The 18,128-nt window shown below is 69.2% G+C and carries 17 protein-coding genes and 1 pseudogene; 11 read left to right on the top strand and 7 right to left on the bottom strand.

Translation table 11 applies throughout. From position 1 onward, the window contains the following. Nucleotides 1–55: 55 nt before the first annotated feature. Complete coding sequence (locus OG223_RS30475) at nucleotides 56–931, top strand: DUF3558 domain-containing protein (protein ID WP_443073761.1); 876 nt, start codon at nucleotides 56–58, stop codon at nucleotides 929–931. Nucleotides 932–1,125: 194 nt separating this feature from the next. After that, nucleotides 1,126–2,466 (top strand): DUF2637 domain-containing protein, encoded by a 1,341-nt coding sequence (locus OG223_RS30470; RefSeq protein WP_329265559.1) that lies wholly within the window; start codon nucleotides 1,126–1,128, stop codon nucleotides 2,464–2,466. A gap of 81 nt (nucleotides 2,467–2,547) precedes the next feature. On the opposite strand, the gene lysS is transcribed toward OG223_RS30470, so the two are convergent. Then, nucleotides 2,548–4,296, bottom strand: coding sequence for a lysine--tRNA ligase (gene lysS / locus OG223_RS30465; RefSeq protein WP_329255467.1), 1,749 nt, complete (start codon nucleotides 4,294–4,296; stop codon nucleotides 2,548–2,550). A gap of 295 nt (nucleotides 4,297–4,591) precedes the next feature. Between lysS and argS the strand changes: the two genes are divergently transcribed. Continuing rightward, the gene (gene argS / locus OG223_RS30460) at nucleotides 4,592–6,361 is read left to right on the top strand and encodes an arginine--tRNA ligase (RefSeq protein WP_329255464.1); all 1,770 of its coding nucleotides are present in this window, start codon (nucleotides 4,592–4,594) and stop codon (nucleotides 6,359–6,361) included. 28 nt (nucleotides 6,362–6,389) lie between these two features. Here the strand turns inward: argS and OG223_RS30455 are convergent, their stop codons facing one another. Together OG223_RS30455 and OG223_RS30450 are read right to left on the bottom strand one after the other, a co-directional pair. Then, entirely contained in the window at nucleotides 6,390–6,845 is a 456-nt protein-coding gene (locus tag OG223_RS30455) for a peptidoglycan-binding domain-containing protein (RefSeq protein WP_329255461.1), read from the bottom strand. A 104-nt stretch (nucleotides 6,846–6,949) separates the two neighbouring features. Further along, the gene (locus tag OG223_RS30450) at nucleotides 6,950–7,402 is read right to left on the bottom strand and encodes a peptidoglycan-binding domain-containing protein (protein ID WP_329255459.1); all 453 of its coding nucleotides are present in this window, start codon (nucleotides 7,400–7,402) and stop codon (nucleotides 6,950–6,952) included. 283 nt (nucleotides 7,403–7,685) lie between these two features. Between OG223_RS30450 and OG223_RS30445 the strand changes: the two genes are divergently transcribed. The 3 genes from OG223_RS30445 (at nucleotide 7,686) to OG223_RS30435 (ending at nucleotide 11,374) form a co-directional block, all read left to right on the top strand. Then, nucleotides 7,686–8,510, top strand: a complete 825-nt coding sequence (locus tag OG223_RS30445; RefSeq protein ID WP_329255455.1) for a peptidoglycan-binding protein — start codon at nucleotides 7,686–7,688, stop codon at nucleotides 8,508–8,510. Continuing rightward, nucleotides 8,507–9,337 carry a helix-turn-helix domain-containing protein gene (locus OG223_RS30440; RefSeq protein WP_329255451.1) on the top strand — a complete coding sequence of 277 codons (831 nt, stop codon included), beginning with the start codon at nucleotides 8,507–8,509 and terminating at the stop codon, nucleotides 9,335–9,337. Before OG223_RS30445 ends, OG223_RS30440 begins: the two co-directional genes overlap by 4 nt. 63 nt (nucleotides 9,338–9,400) lie before the next feature. Next, on the top strand, nucleotides 9,401–11,374 hold the full coding sequence (locus OG223_RS30435) for a glycosyltransferase family 2 protein (RefSeq protein ID WP_329255448.1): 1,974 nt from the start codon (nucleotides 9,401–9,403) through the stop codon (nucleotides 11,372–11,374). Here OG223_RS30435 and OG223_RS30430 read toward each other — a convergent pair. The 3 genes from OG223_RS30430 to OG223_RS30420 form a co-directional block, all read right to left on the bottom strand. Next, nucleotides 11,338–11,856: a hypothetical protein gene (locus OG223_RS30430; protein WP_329255446.1), complete on the bottom strand. Its 519-nt coding sequence runs from the start codon at nucleotides 11,854–11,856 to the stop codon at nucleotides 11,338–11,340. The two genes, OG223_RS30435 and OG223_RS30430, sit on opposite strands and share 37 nt — an antisense overlap. 186 nt (nucleotides 11,857–12,042) lie before the next feature. Further along, entirely contained in the window at nucleotides 12,043–12,957 is a 915-nt protein-coding gene (locus OG223_RS30425; RefSeq protein ID WP_329255442.1) for a calcium-binding protein, read from the bottom strand. A gap of 109 nt (nucleotides 12,958–13,066) precedes the next feature. Then, nucleotides 13,067–13,243, bottom strand: a complete 177-nt coding sequence (locus tag OG223_RS30420; protein ID WP_329255438.1) for a hypothetical protein — start codon at nucleotides 13,241–13,243, stop codon at nucleotides 13,067–13,069. Nucleotides 13,244–13,399: 156 nt separating this feature from the next. Here OG223_RS30420 and OG223_RS30415 point away from each other — a divergent pair, with 156 nt between their 5' ends. Further along, on the top strand, nucleotides 13,400–15,349 hold the full coding sequence (locus OG223_RS30415; protein ID WP_329255435.1) for a hypothetical protein: 1,950 nt from the start codon (nucleotides 13,400–13,402) through the stop codon (nucleotides 15,347–15,349). Nucleotides 15,350–15,367: 18 nt separating this feature from the next. On the opposite strand, the pseudogene OG223_RS30410 reads toward OG223_RS30415, so the two are convergent. Further along, nucleotides 15,368–15,748: pseudogene (locus tag OG223_RS30410) on the bottom strand (ATP-binding protein); the annotation flags it as partial. A gap of 122 nt (nucleotides 15,749–15,870) precedes the next feature. Between OG223_RS30410 and OG223_RS30405 the strand changes: the two are divergent. Genes OG223_RS30405 through OG223_RS30390 form a run of 4 tightly spaced genes read left to right on the top strand, consistent with a single transcriptional unit; the run spans nucleotide 15,871 to nucleotide 18,124 of the window. Continuing rightward, nucleotides 15,871–16,683 (top strand): helix-turn-helix domain-containing protein, encoded by an 813-nt coding sequence (locus OG223_RS30405; RefSeq protein WP_329255433.1) that lies wholly within the window; start codon nucleotides 15,871–15,873, stop codon nucleotides 16,681–16,683. After that, nucleotides 16,680–16,928, top strand: a complete 249-nt coding sequence (locus OG223_RS30400) for a DUF397 domain-containing protein (protein ID WP_329255431.1) — start codon at nucleotides 16,680–16,682, stop codon at nucleotides 16,926–16,928. Before OG223_RS30405 ends, OG223_RS30400 begins: the two co-directional genes overlap by 4 nt. A 7-nt stretch (nucleotides 16,929–16,935) precedes the next feature. Next, nucleotides 16,936–17,175 carry a DUF397 domain-containing protein gene (locus OG223_RS30395; protein ID WP_329255429.1) on the top strand — a complete coding sequence of 80 codons (240 nt, stop codon included), beginning with the start codon at nucleotides 16,936–16,938 and terminating at the stop codon, nucleotides 17,173–17,175. A gap of 49 nt (nucleotides 17,176–17,224) precedes the next feature. After that, nucleotides 17,225–18,124 (top strand): DUF4253 domain-containing protein, encoded by a 900-nt coding sequence (locus OG223_RS30390; protein ID WP_329255426.1) that lies wholly within the window; start codon nucleotides 17,225–17,227, stop codon nucleotides 18,122–18,124. Nucleotides 18,125–18,128: the final 4 nt, after the last annotated feature.

Here is an 18,128-nt window from a genome sequence, read left to right as displayed (position 1 = left end):
GCCCCTCGGACCCGATCCGACGGCAGGAACCACGAGCGTCATGAGTGAAGGAACCATGCATCAACCAGCGCAGCGAGACCTCAGCGACCACCGGCGAGCGAAGCGTCTCCACCGCGTCCTTGTCTGCGCGGCCGCGGTCCCGGTGATGCTGATCGCGGCCGGCTGCTCCTCCGACTCCGGTTCGGACGACGGCGCGGGCAAGGACACCTCGGGCCTCGGCGCGACGACCTCCGCCGACGCCACCGCCGCGCCGACCGTGCAGGCGGCGGCGTACCGGAAGCTGCCCGAGCCGTGTGCGGTGGTGTCGGCGAAGACGTTGGCCGAGCTGGTGCCGAAGGGTGCCAAGTCGGGCAAGGAGGGCACGTCGAGCGACACGGCGTCGCGCGGCAGTTGCTCCTGGACGAGCCTGGACAACAACGGCGTCAAGGGCTCGCAGTTCCGCTGGCTGAACGTGTCGTTGCTGCGGTTCGACTCGTCGCAGACGCAGGGCGAGGGCGACCAACTGGCGAAGGAGTACTTCGCGAAGCAGGTGCAGGAGGCGCAGTCGGTCACCGGCGCGAAGAACGCCAAGTCGGAGCCGATCGCGGGTGCGGGTGCCGAGGCGACGGCGGTGCGCTACGACCTGAAGAAGAAGGAAGGCGCCTTCAAGCAGCAGACGGTGGTGGCGCGGGTCGAGAACGTGGTCGTGACGATCGACTACAACGGCGCGGGCCTCGCGGGCGACAAGGCGCCGAACGCGGACACGCTGACGAAGGCGGCGGAGAAGGCCGTGAAGGAGGCCGTGGCGGCGGTGACGTCGGCCAACGGCACGGGCACGGGCACCGGCACGAGCTCGGCCCCCAAGTCCCCCTCCGCCTCCCCTTCCTCTTCCAAGTCGGCGTCCAAGGCCGCGAGCGCCTCTCCCTCCCCCTCGGGCACCAAGAAGAACTGACCGTCACATCAAAAAACGCGTTCCGGTCTCAACTCGCAGGTCAATAAAGCGTGTTGAGGAAGCCCGGCCCCTTCCTGGGCCGGGCTCCTGACGGACCGGCACCCAGGACGCCGCACACATGTGCCACCCTGTTGCGCGCAACAACATGTAAGGGGAGGGGAGTCCGGGTGTCCGCGCCCATTCAGCTCACACGTATGCACCGGGTACTCATCGGTGTGGTCGTCTCCGGTGCGGTCGTCATCGCCGGTATCGGCTTCGCCGGTTCGTACGCCGCCGTACGCGAACTCGCCCTGAAGAAGGGGTTCGGGAACTTCGCGTACGTCTTCCCGATCGGCATCGACGCGGGCATCTGCGTCCTGCTCGCCCTCGATCTGCTCCTGACCTGGATCAGGATCCCCTTCCCGCTGCTGCGCCAGACGGCGTGGCTGCTGACGGTCGCGACGATCGCGTTCAACGGCGCCGCCGCCTGGCCGGACCCGCTCGGTGTCGGCATGCACGCGGTGATCCCGATCCTGTTCGTGGTCTCCGTCGAGGCGGCCCGGCACGCGATCGGCCGCATTGCCGACATCACGGCCGACAAGCACATGGAGGGCGTCCGCCTCACCCGCTGGCTGCTCTCCCCGATCCCGACGTTCCTGCTGTGGCGCCGGATGAAGCTGTGGGAGCTGCGCTCCTACGAGCAGGTCATCAAGCTGGAGCAGGACCGCCTCGTCTACCAGGCGCGGCTCCATTCCCGTTTCGGCCGCGCGTGGCGCCGCAAGGCTCCGGTGGAGTCGATGATGCCGCTGCGTCTGGCCCGCTACGGCGTCCCGCTCGCGGAGACGGCCCCCTCGGGTCTGGCGGCGGCGGGCATCGAGCCCGTACTGCTGCCTCCCGCCCCGCAGTTGGAGGCGGCCCGCGAGCCGGAGCAGCAGGCGCCGGCCGTGCAGAACGCCCCGGCGCCGGTCCGCGAGCAGCTCCCCGGGCCGGCCGCGAACGAGCCCGCGGGGCAGCCGCAGCAGGCCGAGCCGCAGAATCCGTGGCTGCACTCGCGGGATCCGCAGACCGTCGCGTACCAGGGCGGCTACGACCCGACGTACGACCCGGACTCCGCGTACCAGGAGTGGTACGCGGAGCAGCAGCAGGCCGAGCAGTTCCAGCAGTACGAGGAGGAGCAGCAGCAGTTCGCGCAGCAACGGCGGTTCGAGCAGCAGCAGTTCCAGGAGCAACAGCAGTTCCCGCAACAGCAGCAGCGGTACGAGGAGGAGCTGCCGGAGCCGGAGCCCTCTCCGGAGGACACCGGCACCTTCCCGATCCCGGCGGGCCCGGGCCGTACCCGTGAGCTGGGTGCGGGCGGCGGCACGGAGCCGACCGAGGACGACTACTACCTCATCTTCAAGAAGTCGATAGACGGCAGCTACCCGACCGGGGGCCAGTTCCGGGGTGACGTGGAGGCCACGTACGGCATCCTGCTCCCGCAGCGCGAGGCCGACCGCATGGCGACCCGCTTCACCAACCGCCACACGGCGGAACTCCAGGAAGACCACATCGCGTAAGCAGGATCCGCGGTTCTCCTACGACGACGAGGGCGCCCCGTGCCGGTGAGCACGGGGCGCCCTCGTCGTCGTAGCGGCGTCCTACTCTCCGAGGAGCCTCCGCACCCGCTCCTGGCCCACGGCGAGCAGCAGCGTGGGCAGGCGCGGCCCGGTGTCGCGGCTCACCAGCAGGTGGTAGAGGAGGGCGAAGAAGGTCCGCTGGGCGGTCTTGATCTCCGGCGGGAGTTCCTTCGCGGTCGCGTCGGCGGAGAAGCCGGCCTGGACCTTCGGGACGCCGTAGACGAGGTGGCTCAGGCCGTCCAGGGACCAGTTGTCGGCGAGTCCGTCGGTGAGCAGTCGCAGGGACTGCCGGGCGGGCTCGTCGAGGGACTTGAGGAGGTCGGTGTCGGGTTCGTCGCGCACGATGGTCCGCTGGTCGGCGGGGACGTGCGTGTTGATCCAGGCCTCGGCCTTGTCGAGCCGGGGGCGGACCTCGTCGAGAGTGGACAGCGGGTCGGTGGGGTCGAGTTCGCTGAGGATGCGCAGCGTCTGGTCCTCGGCCCCGGCGGTGATGTCGGCGACGGACGCGAGGGTCCGGTACGGCAACGGGCGGGGCGTGCGCGGGAGTTCACCGGCCGCGGTGCGTACGGCGCGGGAGTGCGCGGCAAGGTCGGCGGGAAGGGCTGCCCCCTCCGCGACCTTCCCGTCGAGCTTGTCCCACTCGTCGTAGAGGCGCTGGATCTCCTGGTCGAAGGCGATCTTGAAGGACTGGTTGGGGCGGCGGCGGGCGTAGAGCCAGCGCAGGAGCTGCGGTTCCATGATCTGGAGCGCGTCGGCCGGGGTGGGGACCCCGCCCTTGCTGCTGGACATCTTGGCCATGCCGCTGATGCCGACGAAGGCGTACATGGGTCCGATGGGCCGCTCGCCACCGAAGATCCCGACGATCTGCCCGCCGACCTGGAAGGAGGACCCGGGAGACGAGTGATCGACACCGCTCGGCTCGAAGATGACGCCCTCGTAGGCCCAGCGCATGGGCCAGTCGACCTTCCAGACCAGCTTGCCGCGGTTGAACTCGCTGAGCAGGACGGTCTCGGTGAAGCCGTCCTCGGTGCAGACGTAGGTCAGCTCGGTGGTGTCGTCGTCGTACGCCGTGACGGTGGTGAGGTCCTTGCCGCAGGTGCCGCAGAAGGGCTTGTACGGGAAGTAGCCGGCGGAGCCGGAGCTGCCGTCGTCCTCCTCGGCCGCGCCGGACCCGGCCTCGGCCTCCAGCTCGGCGGCGTCGACAGGCTTCTGCGACTGCTGCTGCTTCTTGGCCGGGGCCTTCTTGGTGCGGTACTGCTCGAGGATCGCGTCGATGTCGCCGCGGTGCTTCATGGCGTGCAGGATCTGCTCGCGGTAGACCCCGGAGGTGTACTGCGCGGTCTGGCTGATCCCGTCGAACTCCACGCCCAGCTCGGCGAGCGAGGCGACCATCGCGGCCTTGAAGTGCTCGGCCCAGTTCGGGTACGCGGAGCCCTTCGGGGCCGGGACGGAGGTCAGCGGCTTCCCGATGTGCTCGGCCCAGCTCGCGTCGGTCCCCTCCACCCCGTTGGGAACCTTGCGGTAGCGGTCGTAGTCGTCCCAGGAGATGAGGTGCCGGACCTCGTGACCCCGGCGGCGGATCTCGTCGGCGACGAGGTGCGGGGTCATGACCTCGCGCAGGTTGCCGAGGTGGATGGGCCCGGAGGGGGACAGTCCGGACGCGACGACGACCGGTTTGCCCGGGGCCCGACGCTCCGACTCCTCGATGACCTCATCCGCGAAACGGGAGACCCAGTCGGTGGTCTCGGTGCTCTGAGCCACGATCGGCACGTCCTTCTTTCTGACACGGGGCAGCCGGTACGGTCGCACGACTGACCGTTTCATTGTCCCAGGCGAGCCAGCATCCACGAAAACGCCTTTTCCAAGCCCGTGACTGTGAAGCGCGGGGGCTGAGCCTTGGATGGCGGCGCAGCCGCCTTCAAGGGGCGCGGGGCAGTATCGATATGCGGCTCCGCCGCGTAGGCGCGACCAGCCCCCACCGGACCCGCACCCGAAAAACTCGCTTTACCCCCCGTGGGATACTGACCGTGTCTACCAAACCCACCAGGAGAACGGCCCCCACCCCATGACCTCGGTCACGTCGCTCACCGACCAAGTCCACCAGCGCCTCGCGAACGCCCTCACGGCAACCCTGCCGGAGGCGGCCGCGGACCCTCTGCTGCGACGGAGCGACCGTGCCGACTTCCAGGCGAACGGCATCCTCGCCCTCGCGAAGAAGGCCAAGGCCAACCCCCGCGACCTGGCGACCCAGGTCGTGGCGAGCGTGGTCACCGGTGACCTGGTCAAGGACATCGAGGTCTCCGGCCCCGGCTTCCTGAACATCACGATCACCGACCAGGCGATCACCCGGAACCTCGCGGAGCGCTACGCCGACGACTCGGCCCGCCTCGGCGTCCCCCTCGCGGAGCACCCCGGCACGACGGTCATCGACTACGCCCAGCCGAACGTGGCGAAGGAGATGCACGTAGGTCACCTGCGCTCCGCGGTGATCGGCGACGCGCTGGTCCAACTCCTGGAGTTCACCGGCGAGTCGGTGGTCCGGCGGCACCACATCGGCGACTGGGGAACGCAGTTCGGGATGCTGATCCAGTATCTGGACGAGCACCCGGGCGAGTTGGACCACGGCGACGCGGAGATCACCGGCGAGGAGGCGATGTCGAACCTCGACCGGCTCTACAAGGCGGCACGCAAACTCTTCGACTCCGACGAGGAGTTCAAGACGCGGGCCCGGCGCCGGGTGGTCGACCTCCAGGCGGGCGAGCCCAACACCCGTGCCGCATGGCAGAAGTTCGTGGACGAGTCGAAGATCTACTTCTTCTCGGTCTTCGAGAAGCTGGACATGGAGATCCGGGACGCGGACATCGTCGGCGAGTCGGGTTACAACGACATGCTGGACGAGACGTGCCGCCTCCTGGAGGAGTCCGGGGTCGCGACGATCTCGAACGGCGCGCTGTGCGTGTTCTTCGACGAGATCAAGGGCCCGGACGGCAACCCGACCCCGCTGATCGTCCGCAAGTCCGACGGCGGCTACGGCTACGCGGCGACCGACCTGTCCGCGATCAGGGACCGTGTCTTCAACCTGAAGGCGACGAACCTCCTGTACGTGGTCGACGTCCGCCAGTCCCTGCACTTCAAGATGGTCTTCGAGACCGCGAAGCGGGCCGGCTGGCTCAACGACGACGTGACGGCGTACCAGTTGGCGTTCGGCACGATCCTCGGTAAGGACGGCAAGCCGTTCAAGACGCGTGAGGGTGTGTCGGTGAAGCTGGAGGACCTCCTCGACGAGGCGGTCCAGCGGGCGACCGCGGTCGTACGGGACAAGGCCGAGAAGGTGGGCCTGACCGAGCGGGAGATCGTCGACAACGGCCGGGACGTGGGCATCGGCGCGGTGAAGTACGCCGACCTGTCGACGTCCGCAGTGCGGGACTACAAGTTCGACCTGGACCAGATGGTCTCGCTGAGCGGCGACACGTCGGTGTACCTCCAGTACGCCTACGCCCGTATCCAGTCGATCCTCCGCAAGGCCGGCGAGGCCCGCCCCTCGGCCCACCCGGAGCTCGAACTGGCCCCGGCGGAGCGGGCGTTGGGCCTGCACCTGGACCAGTTCGGCGAGGTGATCGCGGAGTCGGCGAAGGAGTACGCCCCGCACAAGCTGACGGCGTACCTGTACCAACTGGCGTCCACGCTCACGACGTTCTACGACCAGTGCCACGTGCTGTCCCCGGACAACGCGCCGGAGGTCGTCGAGAACCGCCTGTTCCTGGTGGACCTGACGGCTCGGACGTTGCAGCGGGGGATGGCCCTGCTGGGCATCAGGACGCCCGAGCGCCTCTGAGACCCGTACCGGCCCGTGTCGGGCCGGATCAGCAGCCGGTGGAGTTGAGGTCCGAGAACGCCGACTTGGTCTGCACTCCGAAGATCCCGTCGACAGCGATGCCGTAGCCGAAGAGGTTCAGGTAGCGCTGCAACGGAACGAGCGTGTTGGTTGCGGGGTCTCCGTCGACGGGGCCGGCGCGGAGGCCCAGGTCGTTGAACATGCTCTGCGCCGCCCTCCAACTCTCGGAGCCGAGAATCCCGTTGATCGGGCCGGGGTCGTAGCCGTTGTCGCGCAGCCGGCACTGCCAGTTCTTCGCCCGTTCCGTGGTCAGGCCAAAGTTGTTCGACGGGATGGGGACACCGATGGTCGGTGCGCTCACCGCCGACTTGGCGGCCGGCCGGGATGCCGCGAAGCTCGTGCCCGCGGTCGCCAGGCTTCCCACGGAGAGCCCCACGACGGCGGTGACGCCCACCAGGGTCCGGGCCAGAACGTTCGATCGCATGCGGGTGCCTTTCGAGTCGTTGTTTCGGCTGTCGCGGCCGCGGCCCGTCCTCCTCCCCGGGAAGAGAACGGGCCGCGGTGCGTGTGCGATGACTTCGGGCCGGATCAGCAGCCGTACGCGTTGAAGTCCCAGAACGCGGCCCGGGTGTTCGTCCCGGCCTGCCCGTCGACGCTGAGGCCGTAGCCGAAGAAGTTCAGGTAGCGCTGCAGCGCCCTGATCGTGTTGGGTCCGGGGTCTCCGTCGACGGTGCCGGCGTTGAGGCCCTGGGCGTTGAAGAAGCGCTGCGCCGCCTTCCAACTGTTGGTGCCCAGGTCCCCGTCGATCGTGCCGGGGCTGTAGCCGTTGTCGCGCAGCCAGCACTGCCAGTTCTTGGCCCGCGCCGTGTTGAGGCCGAAGTTCTCCGACGCCAGGGCGCTGGCGGGCTGTGCGCTCACCGCCGAGTTGGCGGCCGTCTGGGACGCCGCGAAGCTCGTGCCCGCGGTCGCCAGGCTTCCTATGGAGAGCCCTACGACGGCGGTGACGCCGACCAGGGTCCGGGCCAGAACGTTCGATCGCATTCGGGTGCCTTTCGAGTCGTTGTTCGGGCTGACGACACGAGACTGCGCGGCGACCGGTACGGGCAGCCACAGTTGCCACGAAGGTGACGACCTCGCGGGACGTCGCATCCCTGGGCCTGCGGGGACGCGGTCCGCCGGGACGGTATGACGGGACGGCTGTGGCGCGCGGTGGCCGGTTCCCGACCCGGGCGGGAACCTTTTGCCGCCGCCCCTCGTGCACATGCGTGGGGGAACAGGGGCCGTTGACCGCGCAGCCCTTGAACTGAACGCGAGTGGGGGACACATGTCGCGTTGGAAGCAACTGCCCGCAGAACTCAACCCGCGCGCAAGGCAGTTGGTGATCCGGTTACGCCGACTGAAGGATCACAGCGGGCTGAGCATCCGTCAGCTCGCGGCGAAGACGGGGTACAGCCCGAAGTCCTGGGAGCGCTATCTGGGCGGCCGGACCCTGCCGCCCCGAGAGGCCGTCGAGGCCCTGGCCCGGATCGCGGGCGACGACGATCCGACCCGCCTGCTCGCGCTCCACGAGGTCGCGGCGGAGGGCTGGGCGTCACCACGACACCTGACTCCGACGCAGGAACCCGAGCCCGAACCCGAGCCCGACATGGAACTCCTCTCGGCCGGCCCCGAGAGACCGGCCCCACCGGGGCGCTCCCTGCTCATCGCCCTCGTGGCGGGCGCGGTGACCCTGGTTCTGGCCGTCTCCTCGGCGGTGCTCATCACCGTACGGATCATGAACGACGACAACGACCACGACCACGACAGCAGCAGCGCCGGCGCCACGGCGTCCATCGCCCCGCTCGCCGCCCCGGCCAGTTCCTCGAGCGCGCCGCCGGAGCTGTCGTACACCTGCCGTCTGAAGCGGGTCGACGGCCTCTGGTACGCGGGGAACAGCCGTACCCGGGAGGACACCGTGGCGTACGGCAACGACGGGGTGGAGGTGGCCGAGGCGCAGTGTCTGCTGCGGCGGGCGGGGTTCTCGCCGGGCGGGATCGACGGGGACTTCGGTCCGCTGACCTTCGGCGCGGTCAAGGCGCTGCAGAAGCACGCGGGGCTGCATGTGGACGGGATGGTCGGGCCGCAGACCTGGAAAGCTCTCCGGGGATGAACCAACTGGTCTCCTCTCTACGGGAGTTGAAGACGCGCACCGGGCTGAGTCTGGCGGGGCTGGCGGCGAAGACGCCGTACAGCAAGTCGTCGTGGGAGCGGTATCTGAACGGCAAGACCCTGCCGCCGAGGGAGGCGGTGGAGGAGCTGTGCCGGCTGGCCGGGGAGCCGGTGGGCCGGTGTGTCGCGCTGTGGGAGATCGCGGAGGCGGAGACGAGCGGACGCGGCGCGTCGGAGGGGGTGACCGCGCCCGCACCGCCCCCGGCGCCTCCCGCGTCCCCGGTGCCGGACGTCGCGGAGTCCGGTCATCGCCGGGGCGTGGCCGCCCTGGCCGTACTCGGGTCGGTGTGTGCCCTGGCGGTGGGCGGTGTGGCCGTCGCCCTGCTGCTGCTCCCCCACCATCCCTCCCCGCAGGCGTCGTCCACGCTCCCGTCCACGACCGGCGCCGTCACCGGCCCGCGCTGCCACGAGGCGAGCTGCGAGGGCAGGAGCCCGATGACCATGCACTGCGGCGCCCAGCCGGACACCCTCGTCACGTACCGGACGGCCACCGGGGCCTATCTGCAGTTGCGGCACAGCGGCGAGTGCGGGACGACCTGGGCGCGGATGTGGGGCGGGCGGATCGGCGACCGGATCGAGATGGACGTGAGCGGCCGGACGGGCGGCCGGGCGGCCACCGTACGCCGCGCGCAGGTCAGGACGTCCGACGAGGCGAACACGTACATCTACACCGTGATGGCCGTGACCGGCCCCGGGACCGTGGTCCGGTCCTGCTTCCGCCCGGTGGCGGGCGGCAAGGAGGAATGCGTCGACGGGCGCGTGAGGTAGCCGCGCGATGGACGTACGGTGGCCGTGCGGGTGACCGTACGGGCGACTGTGTAGGGTCCTGGGATGCCGAGAGTCAAAGTCAGCGTGATCGTTCCCGTCTACAACACCGGGAAGTACGTCGACGAGTGCGCGCCGTCGCTGTTGGGCCAGAGCCTGCCGGCGGACGAGTACGAGGTCATCTACGTCGACGACGGTTCGACCGACGACACCCTGAGCCGACTGCGGAAGATCGCCGCCGGGCACCCGAACGTCCAGGTGCACACCCAGCCCAACTCGGGCTGGCCGGGCGCGCCCCGCAACGTCGGCATGCGGCACGCCAAGGGCGAGTACATGCAGTTCGTCGACCATGACGACAAGCTCGGGACCGAGGCCCTGGAGAAGCTGTACGAGCACGCGAAGCGCAACGACGCCGATGTCGTCCTCGGCAAGATGTCCAGCACGATGGTGCGGCCGAGGCGGCTGTTCCGGTACACGGTGGACGCCTGCACGATCGAGAACGACGAGCTGATGCAGAGCATGTCGCCGCACAAGATGTTCCGGCGGGCGTTCGTCGAGGAGCACGGGCTGCGCTTCCCCGAGGGCCCGTGGATCCTGGAGGACCTGGCCTTCGTCAGCGCCGCGTATCTCAAGGCGGAGCGGATCGCGATCCTCGCCGACTATCCCGTCTACTACTGGATGAAGCGGGACGACGGCGGCAACAACACCCAGCACCGCTTCAACCCCCGGCACGGTTTCTGGTCCAACACCCGCACGATCATCGGCCAGTTCAAGGACGGCACGCCCGCGTCCGACGACATCGACGCCCTCCAGAACCGTCTCCTCCACCGCCTCTACCACGTCGAGGTCCTCTCCCGCGCCCGTGAGCCCGAGATCCTCCGCGAGGACCCGGCCGAGCAGCGGCAGCGTTTCGAGGCGGCCCGGAAGGTGGCCCTGGAGGAGTTCCCGGCGGCCGTACGGGAGGGGCTGCCCGCCGTCTCCCGGCTGCGCGCCGAACTGCTCGAAGCCGACGACTTCGACGGCGCGGTCGCCCTCGCGGAGCGCGTCCGCGAGGTGAAGGCCCGCAGCGAGGTCGGCGAACTGCGGTGGGAGGACGGCCGGTTGGTCGCCGACGTCACGCTGGACCTGCTGCGCGGCGACGGCGAGCCCCTCGTCCTCGTCGAGCGGGACGAGAAGTGGTACCTGGACCCGGAGTTGCTGACCGGCGTGCCGGGCACCGACGACGGCTGGGAGGTCCCCGACCCCTTCCGCCTGGCGTACGCCGAGCTGGTGGTGAAGGACCGGGACCGCGAGGACTGGTGGTACCCGGAGGGCGACCTCGCAGTGCGGCTGCGGCCGCTGGGCGAGGGCCGTTCGCAGGTGATCGCCACCGGCCGGCTGTCCCTCGACCCCGAACGCATGGCGGGCGGGCGCCCGTTGGAGCGGGGCGTGCACGACGTGTGGGCGTTCGTCCAACTCCTGGGCGTGGACCGCCTGGTACGCGTGACGGGCACCGGCACACCGGGCGCCCCGGCGACGACCCCGGCCCTCACCGGCGGCCGGCTCGCCCTCCCCTACTGGACGGGCAGCGGCCAGCTCGCCCTGGACGTGGACCAGCGCCAACGCAAGCTGGGCCAGGACATTTCCGCGGCCGCCGCGACCAACTCCGAGCGGATCGAGGGCAGTTCGCTCCCCCTCCCGTACGTGGCGGCGACACCGGACGGCACCCCCGCCCACCTCAAGCTCACCGTGGGCACGCTCGGAGTGACCGCCGACCTGCTCCCCGCCCCCGGCACCACCACGGCCCGACTCCGCCTCCCCGCCCGCCTGAAGCTCCCCGACGGCCGCCACCCGGTCGGCCTCCCGAAGACGGCCGCCCCCCTCGCGTACGCGATCGTCGGCGACGGCGCGCTGCTCCGCCTGGAGGGCCCGGCGTATGCGGTCGGGGGCGGGCGGCGGTTCCTGGACGCGGTCGCGGACAATCGTCAAGTACGGCGGGTGCGGCGGATGTTGGGACGCCGGGTTCAGCAGCCGGTGGCCGACACGGAGACCTCGGTGTAGGCAGGGTCGTCCTCGCCGAAGGCGTTGTTGCCGTAGGAGTTCTGCTCGGCGTGCAGGGTGTAGGTGCCGGTGCCCTGGCAGTCGTACGCCTTGTAGGCGTCGTGCACGCCGTCGGTGATGGAGTCGTACGTGAACGACCCGTTCGTCAGCTCCTTCCCGTCCTTGCTCAACGTGTAGATCGCCTTGACGACGCAGGTCTCGTAGTGCCACGAATAGGCGGTGGACTTGTCCTGGATCTGGCACTCGCCCCAGAAGTACATCGCGGGCTTGCCGTCCTGGACCTTCAGGCAGGCTTCCGCCTTCATCCACCGCCGCTTGTACTTGCTGTAGTTCTTCACCGTCTTGCACGCGCTCGGAGGAGCGGCCGCCGTGGTGGTGGTCGTCGTCACGGACGCCGACGCGGCGGGTGTCGGCATCGCGATCAGCGCGGCACCGACCGCGGCCGTCAGGCAGAGGCGTCCGGTCGCAAACAGAGATCTCATGGATCAGATACTGGATGACGCATATGCATTCATAGGTGGACGTGAAGCGGTTTTCCCCCTTACGGCCTACGGAAGCGGCGAACTCCCGCCGGGTGACTGCTCGGTGAGGATTCGCCGCTGTGTCCGCCCACTGCCGGTCCGGTCGATCCGGTCGATCCGGTCGGTCGGTCGGTCGGTCTACGACGTTCAGTCCTGGTGTACGACGTTGCGGCCCGCCCCGCCCGAGAGCCTGTCGTGGCCCGGGCCGCCGTACAGCTTGTCGTTGCCGGCCTCACCGTAGAGCGTGTCGTTGCCGCTGTTGCCGTACAGGATGTCGTTGCCCGCGTCGCCGTGGAGGACGTCGTTGCCGGTGCCGCCGCGGATGGTGTCGTTGCCCGCGTCGCCGTTCAGGGTCTGCTTGCCCGCGCCGCCGTAGAGGTGGTCGTTGCCCGGGCCCGCGTCCACCCAGTTGCCGACGCCGTCGGCGTAGACCGTGTCGTTGCCGGAGAAGGTCAACGCCTGGGAGCGGGCGCCGAGTCGGACCGTGTCGTTGCCCGCGTCGCCGAAGACGATGGCGTCGGTGCCGACCACGACGGAGTCGTTCCCGTCCTCGCCGTCGATCTCGTTGCCGTCGACCTTGCCGGTGTCCACGGCCTTGTCGTTGCCCGAACCCAGCATCAGCAGGGCCGAGTTGAGAGCCTGGCCGGTGGCGTTGTCGTAGCTGATGGAGTCGTCGCGGTCGCCGAGGGATATCAGGATGACGGCGAACGGGGAGCCGCTCGACCCGCCGGTGGCCTTGCAGGAGATCTTGGTGAGGTCCGAGGCGCTGGGGTGGGTGCAGGGGACGCCGGCGGCGATGCCGACCGGGACCACGTCGTCGATGACGTAGGTGATGCTGTCGCCGCCGTCCGTCGAAGTCGCCTTGGCACTCACCTTGTTGACCTGTCCGGGCGCCGCCTTGTACACGAGCCGGTTGTCGTTGGTCTTCGTCACCGTCGCCGACGCGGTCGCGGCTCCGGCGCTGGTGGGCAGGGCGACCGTCATGGCCAGCCCGGCACCGACGGCCAGGCCGAGGGCCGAGGCGGCGCGCAGGGTCCTGCGGCTGATACGGGGAGCGGGCATGGCACAACCTCCGTGTGAAGCAGGGGATTCCGACACTCACGAGTGACCGGCGGTGCGGGTGGAGGGTTGTGCCCCGGTTTGCGGAGTTCACGGTTCCGTTGAGCACTGTTCAGTCGCCCCGACCGATGCCCAGCCAGGCGCCGTACAGGCCGCCCATGGCCACGACCACGATCGCGAGGGAGTTCGGGGGGACGCCGATGAGCAGCAGAACGACGCCGGTTGTCAGGACGGCGAGGAAGGCGAGCAGGTCGAGGGTGCGGGGGTGTGTGCGTTTGGGCGCGGGCATGGTCGGTTCTCGTTTCTCCGTGGGTGGGCTGCGAACAGCGTGCGCAGGACGGCGATTTGTCCTCAACCGCGATGCGGAAGTGCCTGACCACGGGCCCTGCGTTGCCGGACAATGCCCTTTGTCCATGGACATATGGGCATCGGAACCGGGGGACAGATGACCGAGCAGCAGTCGCCCCGTCGGGCGGGCCGGAAGTTCGCACCTGTGCGGGCGGACACGGAGGAGTACAAGGCTCTCGTCACGTTCCTACGCAAGCGCATGGAGGTCGCGGGCATGACAGTGCGGGCGCTGGCCGAGACGGACGTGACCGGTCTGGGCAGGGCCGCGATCGGTGAGCGGCTGGCGGGGGCCAAGCTCGACGCCGGGTTCGTCACGGCGGTCGTCGAGGCCTGCACGACCGCGCCGGAACTACGGCCGAGCCGCCAACGCCTGCTCAAAGAGGGCCTGGACCTGCTGGCCAGGGCGGGGGACCGGCGTACGCCAGTCCTCGACGTGAGGAAGGAGAAGGACCCGGTCATCAGAAATGTGGCGGTGGCCGCCCAGGCGAGAACGATCGAGCTGTATGAGGAACTCCGGGTCAAGAACGACCAGTTGGAGTCCCTCCACCGGGTCCGATACGAGTCCGAACTGGCCCTGCGTGACGCAACCGGCCTCGTGTCCGGGCTGTCCGTGTGGGTGCGCGTACTCGTCGACGAGGTGGAACACCTCACCCGTGAGCGGGAGTTGACCATGGCGGCCATCCCACCCGACCTGTCGCGTCTCCGGAGCATCGACTCGGAACTGACCCGCACGATCGAACGCCACGACCGCACCAGCTCCCAGTTGGCCCTCACGGAACGCGACCGCCAACTGGCCATCGCGCTCCTCGCGGAGGCCATGACCCGAACCAGGGAGATCCGTCGCGAGCGGGGGGCCGCGCAGCTTCCGGGGCCGGGCGCGGAGGAGGTCACCGCGCAGAATGCCTACGGCGACGACGTGGACACGGCCCTCGACCGGGCCGAGGCGGTCAGCCGGACGATCGCGGACCGTCTGCGCGGTGCCGTGACCGCTCTGGACGACGGTGCGGAGACGCTCCCGCTGTCCACCGTGGACAACGCGGACAATGGCCCGACCAGCGCGGACGCCACGGACAACCCGTTGTGGTGGGACATGTTGGCCGAGGTGCCGACGAGCGCCTTCACCAAGGCCGAGGAGGCCGCGGTCGCACTGCTGGCCACGCGGGACCCTGCGGATCCGTCCTTCGAGGCGATCGCATGGAACTGGTGGCCACGTGATGTCATGCTGCTGGCGGACCGACTCCTGGCGCATCGATGGTCGGAGGGTTCTGTACGGCTGCGGGCCGCGCTGGCGCTCTCCTTGCCGCCGGAAAAGCTCGCGCCGCTGGTTCTGGCGCTGACCGCGAGGTCGGGCTCCATGCGACGGGCCGAGCAGGGTGCGCAGATGCTGCTGGCAGCGGTGCTGCGGCGCACCCCGGGCGATGTGCTCTCCCTGACCGTGGAACTGGTCGGCGCCTGTGACGAACTGCCGAGGTTGGTCCGATCGGGGATCACCGCATTCGTCCAGCGACCGCGAGCGGATGTCACGGACTACCTGCGGGAGCAACTCGACCAGGGCCGCCGCCTGAGCGTGCGCAACAGCCATGTAATCCAGACCGTCGTCCGCGAGTGGCCAACCAAGGAGACCCTCGCCCTGCTCGACGAGCTGAGGGACGAGGACGAGCAGAACGATACCCGCCTGGACTGGCTCCTCTTCGATGCGCTGCCCCAACCTCCCATCGCCCAGACCGAGTTGCTCCTGCACTTGTGGGTCAAGCCGCCTCGCGTGTATCTCTTCGAGATGCTCCCGGTCATGTACAAAGGCGACTGGCAGGATCTGGCCGACGTGGTAGCGGCCCTTCACCGGAAGTGGCCGCCGCCCCTCGACCGTGCCGCTCGGGAACTGGCCGCGGAAGTAATGCCTCTGATCATTTGCAGAGAGTCAGCGACGGAACTCGACCGGATCGCCAGTGTGCTCGCCGACCAAGAGCTCTCCCCGGATCAGATCTTCGGGCCCTACCGAGACCTGCTCATCCCGAGGTTCATGACCCGCCCCGAGAGCGAGACCTGAGACCCCACCCCCCTCACACGCGAACTCCGCCCACACCACCTTCCCGAAGTCCCGTTCCCGCACCCCCCACTTGTCCGAGAGCGCCGACACGAGCAGCAGCCCACGCCCACCCTCATCCGTACCGTCGGGATGGTCGCCGACGCGCGGAACCCCACCCCCGCTGTCATGCACCTCGGCGTGCAACACCCGCCCGTCGCACCGCAGCACCAGCCGGAACTGACGCCCCGGCGGCACCCCGTGCACCAGTGCGTTGGTCGCCAACTCGCTGACGCACAGCAGTACATCGGCGCCGCGCTCGGTCCCGGCGAGCCCCCACGCGGCCAGAAACGCGTGAGCGAAATCCCTGGCAGCGGGAACGGACCGGCGTTCGCGCCGGAAGAACTTCTCACTCAGGTTCACGGGACAAGAGTTGCGCAACGTCACTACCGTTGACAGGGCGTGAGCCCTGGATCCGTTTTTGTACGGGTGGAGTACGGGTTCGCGCGGGGTCCGAAACGGGTGGATGTGGGGAGCACCACAGAATGAACTCCAAGAAGAACCGCTCGGCGATGCGGCTGCTGGGCTCACAGGTGAAAGCAGCCCGCATGGCCGCCGGGTTGACACAACGCCAGCTCGCCGAGCGGGCCATGGTCGACGAGGAGACGATCGCGTCGGTAGAGCAGGGCAGGCGCCGGCTGATGCCCTCGCTCGCGAGGACGCTGGACAAGATCCTCGACACGAAGGGGACGTTCGAGGCGGGAGTCGAAAACCTGCCGGAGATCGACCAATTCCCGCTCTACGCCGAGGAGTACATGCGCCAGGAGCGCGAGGCCATCTCTCTGTCCTGGTACGACAACGCGGTCGTCCCGGGGTTGCTCCAGACCGAGGCATACGCCCGTGCGCTGCTGAGCAGTCGCCTTCCGGCGTACGACGAGGACGAGTTGGAGACGAAGGTTGCGGGCCGTATCAGCCGCCAGGAGATCTTGCAGCGCAAGACTCCGCCGACGATGAGCTTCGTCGTCTGGGAGCCCGCGCTGCTGTGGCCCAACGGAGGCCACGAGACGCACCGCACCCAACTGCACGCTCTACGCGAGTACTCCCAACTCCCGGGTCTGTCCTTTCAGATCCTCCCGCTGAATCGGACCTCTCACGCAGGAGACGCGGGCCCCTTCATCCTCCTGGAGACGCCCGATCACCAGCACCTCGCCTACGCAGAGTCCACACGTGGCAGCCAGTGGGTCTCCGACCCGGATGAGGTGTCCATCCTGACGCGTAAATATGCAATGCTGCGGACGCAGGCACTCACCATCGAGGACTCACGAAGCCTGCTGGACCGTCTGCTAGGAGATCAATGAGCACCGGACTTCAGTGGTTCAAGTCGAGCTACAGCAACAGCGAAGGCGGCGCCTGCCTCGAAGTCGCTTACACCTGGCGCAAGTCCAGCTACAGCGGCGACGAGGGCGGCCAATGCGTCGAGGTAGCCACCTGCCCCCACACCATCCACATCCGCGACTCCAAAAACCCGGACGGCAGCGGCCCCACCTTCACGGTCTCACCCACCGCCTGGACCGCATTCACGACGTACTCGGCAGCCTCCTAGGAGACCAATGAGCACCGCGCTTCAGTGGTTCAAGTCGAGCTACAGCGGCAGCGAAGGCGGCGCCTGCCTCGAAGTCGCCTACACCTGGCGCAAGTCCAGCTACAGCAGCGACGAGGGCGGCCAATGCGTCGAGGTAGCCACCTGCCCCCACACCATCCACATCCGCGACTCCAAAAACCCCGAAGCCAGCGGCCCCACGCTCCAACTCGCCCCCGCCGCCTGGGCCGCGTTCACCGCCACCCGGTAGTCACGGCGCGGCGGGGCGACTGTCAGTGGGCGCCTCTAAAGTCACTCTCATGGCGACTCTTCCCAACCCGCTGCCGAAGCTGGCGGCCGACCCGAGCGGCAGTTCGCTCGGGCTTGTGCTCCCTCCCGGGAGACTGATCGACGTGACGGACGAAGGCCCGTCGGACGAACCGCTGTTGTGGTGCGCGGACGGACCGGCGAGGCCCGGTGACTACGACGCGCTCCAGCCCGCTCGCCGGGCCGCCGGGCTGCTCCCCGTGCTGGTGGAGGGGGACAGCGAACTGGGCGGGCCCGAGGGATGGCAGTTGCTGCCCGACGAGGTGTCGTATCCCGGGGATCACGACGCCGAAGAGGTGCTGGAGGCGTTCTGGGAGGAGTACGCGGCGGACGAAGCCGCCCCGGCCGAGGACTACCCCGGCAAGGAGGCCGCCGCCCGGATCGTCCTGGAGACCTTCGGCGAGCAGGCGACGTTCGACGAGACGATCGCGCCGTACGGTGCCGAGTGGCCGGGGCTCGCGCCCGCCACGCAGCAGGCGCAGCCCGTCGACCCCGACGCCCACGCCGCCGAGATCGCCGACTCCCTTACGGGCAGCGACTCTTGGTTCAAGGAGCCGCGTCTCGCGCTGGTACCGGCCCGCCGCAGCGCGGACATACCGGCGGCGATCGGATGGACCGGCGCGATCAACTACGAGGGGGACGTGGCCCGGCTCTGTGCCGTCCTGCGCACCTGGGAGGACCGCTTCGGCATCCGGGTCGTGGCCCTCGCCTGGGACCACTTGACGCTGTCGGTGGCGGCCCCGCCCACGACACAGGAGGAAGCCGAGGCAGTGGCCGCCGAGCACTTCGCCTTCTGCCCCGACAACATCACCGGGGGCGACTACAACACGCTGCGTGTGTACGCCCAGCACAAGGTGCTCAACCAGCAGGAGTGGTCCTTCTGGTGGGACTGACCTG

It is taken from the genome of Streptomyces sp. NBC_01478 (assembly GCF_036227225.1).
In the GTDB taxonomy this organism is placed as follows: Bacteria; Actinomycetota; Actinomycetes; order Streptomycetales; family Streptomycetaceae; genus Streptomyces.
Note: the sequence above shows the minus strand (reverse complement) of the source record. Positions and strands in the feature narration are given on the sequence as shown.

Bases quoted from the DNA above. Each gene is read 5' to 3' on its own strand.
- OG223_RS30470 (WP_329265559.1), top strand. From the start codon at position 1,126: ATGCACCGGGTACTCATCGGTGTGGTCGTCTCCGGTGCGGTCGTCATC.
- OG223_RS30395 (WP_329255429.1), top strand. From the start codon at position 16,936: ATGAGCACCGCGCTTCAGTGGTTCAAGTCGAGCTACAGCGGCAGCGAA.
- OG223_RS30400 (WP_329255431.1), top strand. From the start codon at position 16,680: ATGAGCACCGGACTTCAGTGGTTCAAGTCGAGCTACAGCAACAGCGAA.
- OG223_RS30390 (WP_329255426.1), top strand. From the start codon at position 17,225: ATGGCGACTCTTCCCAACCCGCTGCCGAAGCTGGCGGCCGACCCGAGC.
- OG223_RS30415 (WP_329255435.1), top strand. From the start codon at position 13,400: ATGACCGAGCAGCAGTCGCCCCGTCGGGCGGGCCGGAAGTTCGCACCT.
- OG223_RS30405 (WP_329255433.1), top strand. From the start codon at position 15,871: ATGAACTCCAAGAAGAACCGCTCGGCGATGCGGCTGCTGGGCTCACAG.
- OG223_RS30440 (WP_329255451.1), top strand. From the start codon at position 8,507: ATGAACCAACTGGTCTCCTCTCTACGGGAGTTGAAGACGCGCACCGGG.
- OG223_RS30455 (WP_329255461.1), bottom strand. From the start codon at position 6,845: ATGCGATCGAACGTTCTGGCCCGGACCCTGGTGGGCGTCACCGCCGTC.
- OG223_RS30450 (WP_329255459.1), bottom strand. From the start codon at position 7,402: ATGCGATCGAACGTTCTGGCCCGGACCCTGGTCGGCGTCACCGCCGTC.
- OG223_RS30420 (WP_329255438.1), bottom strand. From the start codon at position 13,243: ATGCCCGCGCCCAAACGCACACACCCCCGCACCCTCGACCTGCTCGCC.
- argS (WP_329255464.1), top strand. From the start codon at position 4,592: ATGACCTCGGTCACGTCGCTCACCGACCAAGTCCACCAGCGCCTCGCG.
- OG223_RS30430 (WP_329255446.1), bottom strand. From the start codon at position 11,856: ATGAGATCTCTGTTTGCGACCGGACGCCTCTGCCTGACGGCCGCGGTC.
- OG223_RS30475 (WP_443073761.1), top strand. From the start codon at position 56: ATGCATCAACCAGCGCAGCGAGACCTCAGCGACCACCGGCGAGCGAAG.
- OG223_RS30435 (WP_329255448.1), top strand. From the start codon at position 9,401: ATGCCGAGAGTCAAAGTCAGCGTGATCGTTCCCGTCTACAACACCGGG.
- OG223_RS30445 (WP_329255455.1), top strand. From the start codon at position 7,686: ATGTCGCGTTGGAAGCAACTGCCCGCAGAACTCAACCCGCGCGCAAGG.
- OG223_RS30425 (WP_329255442.1), bottom strand. From the start codon at position 12,957: ATGCCCGCTCCCCGTATCAGCCGCAGGACCCTGCGCGCCGCCTCGGCC.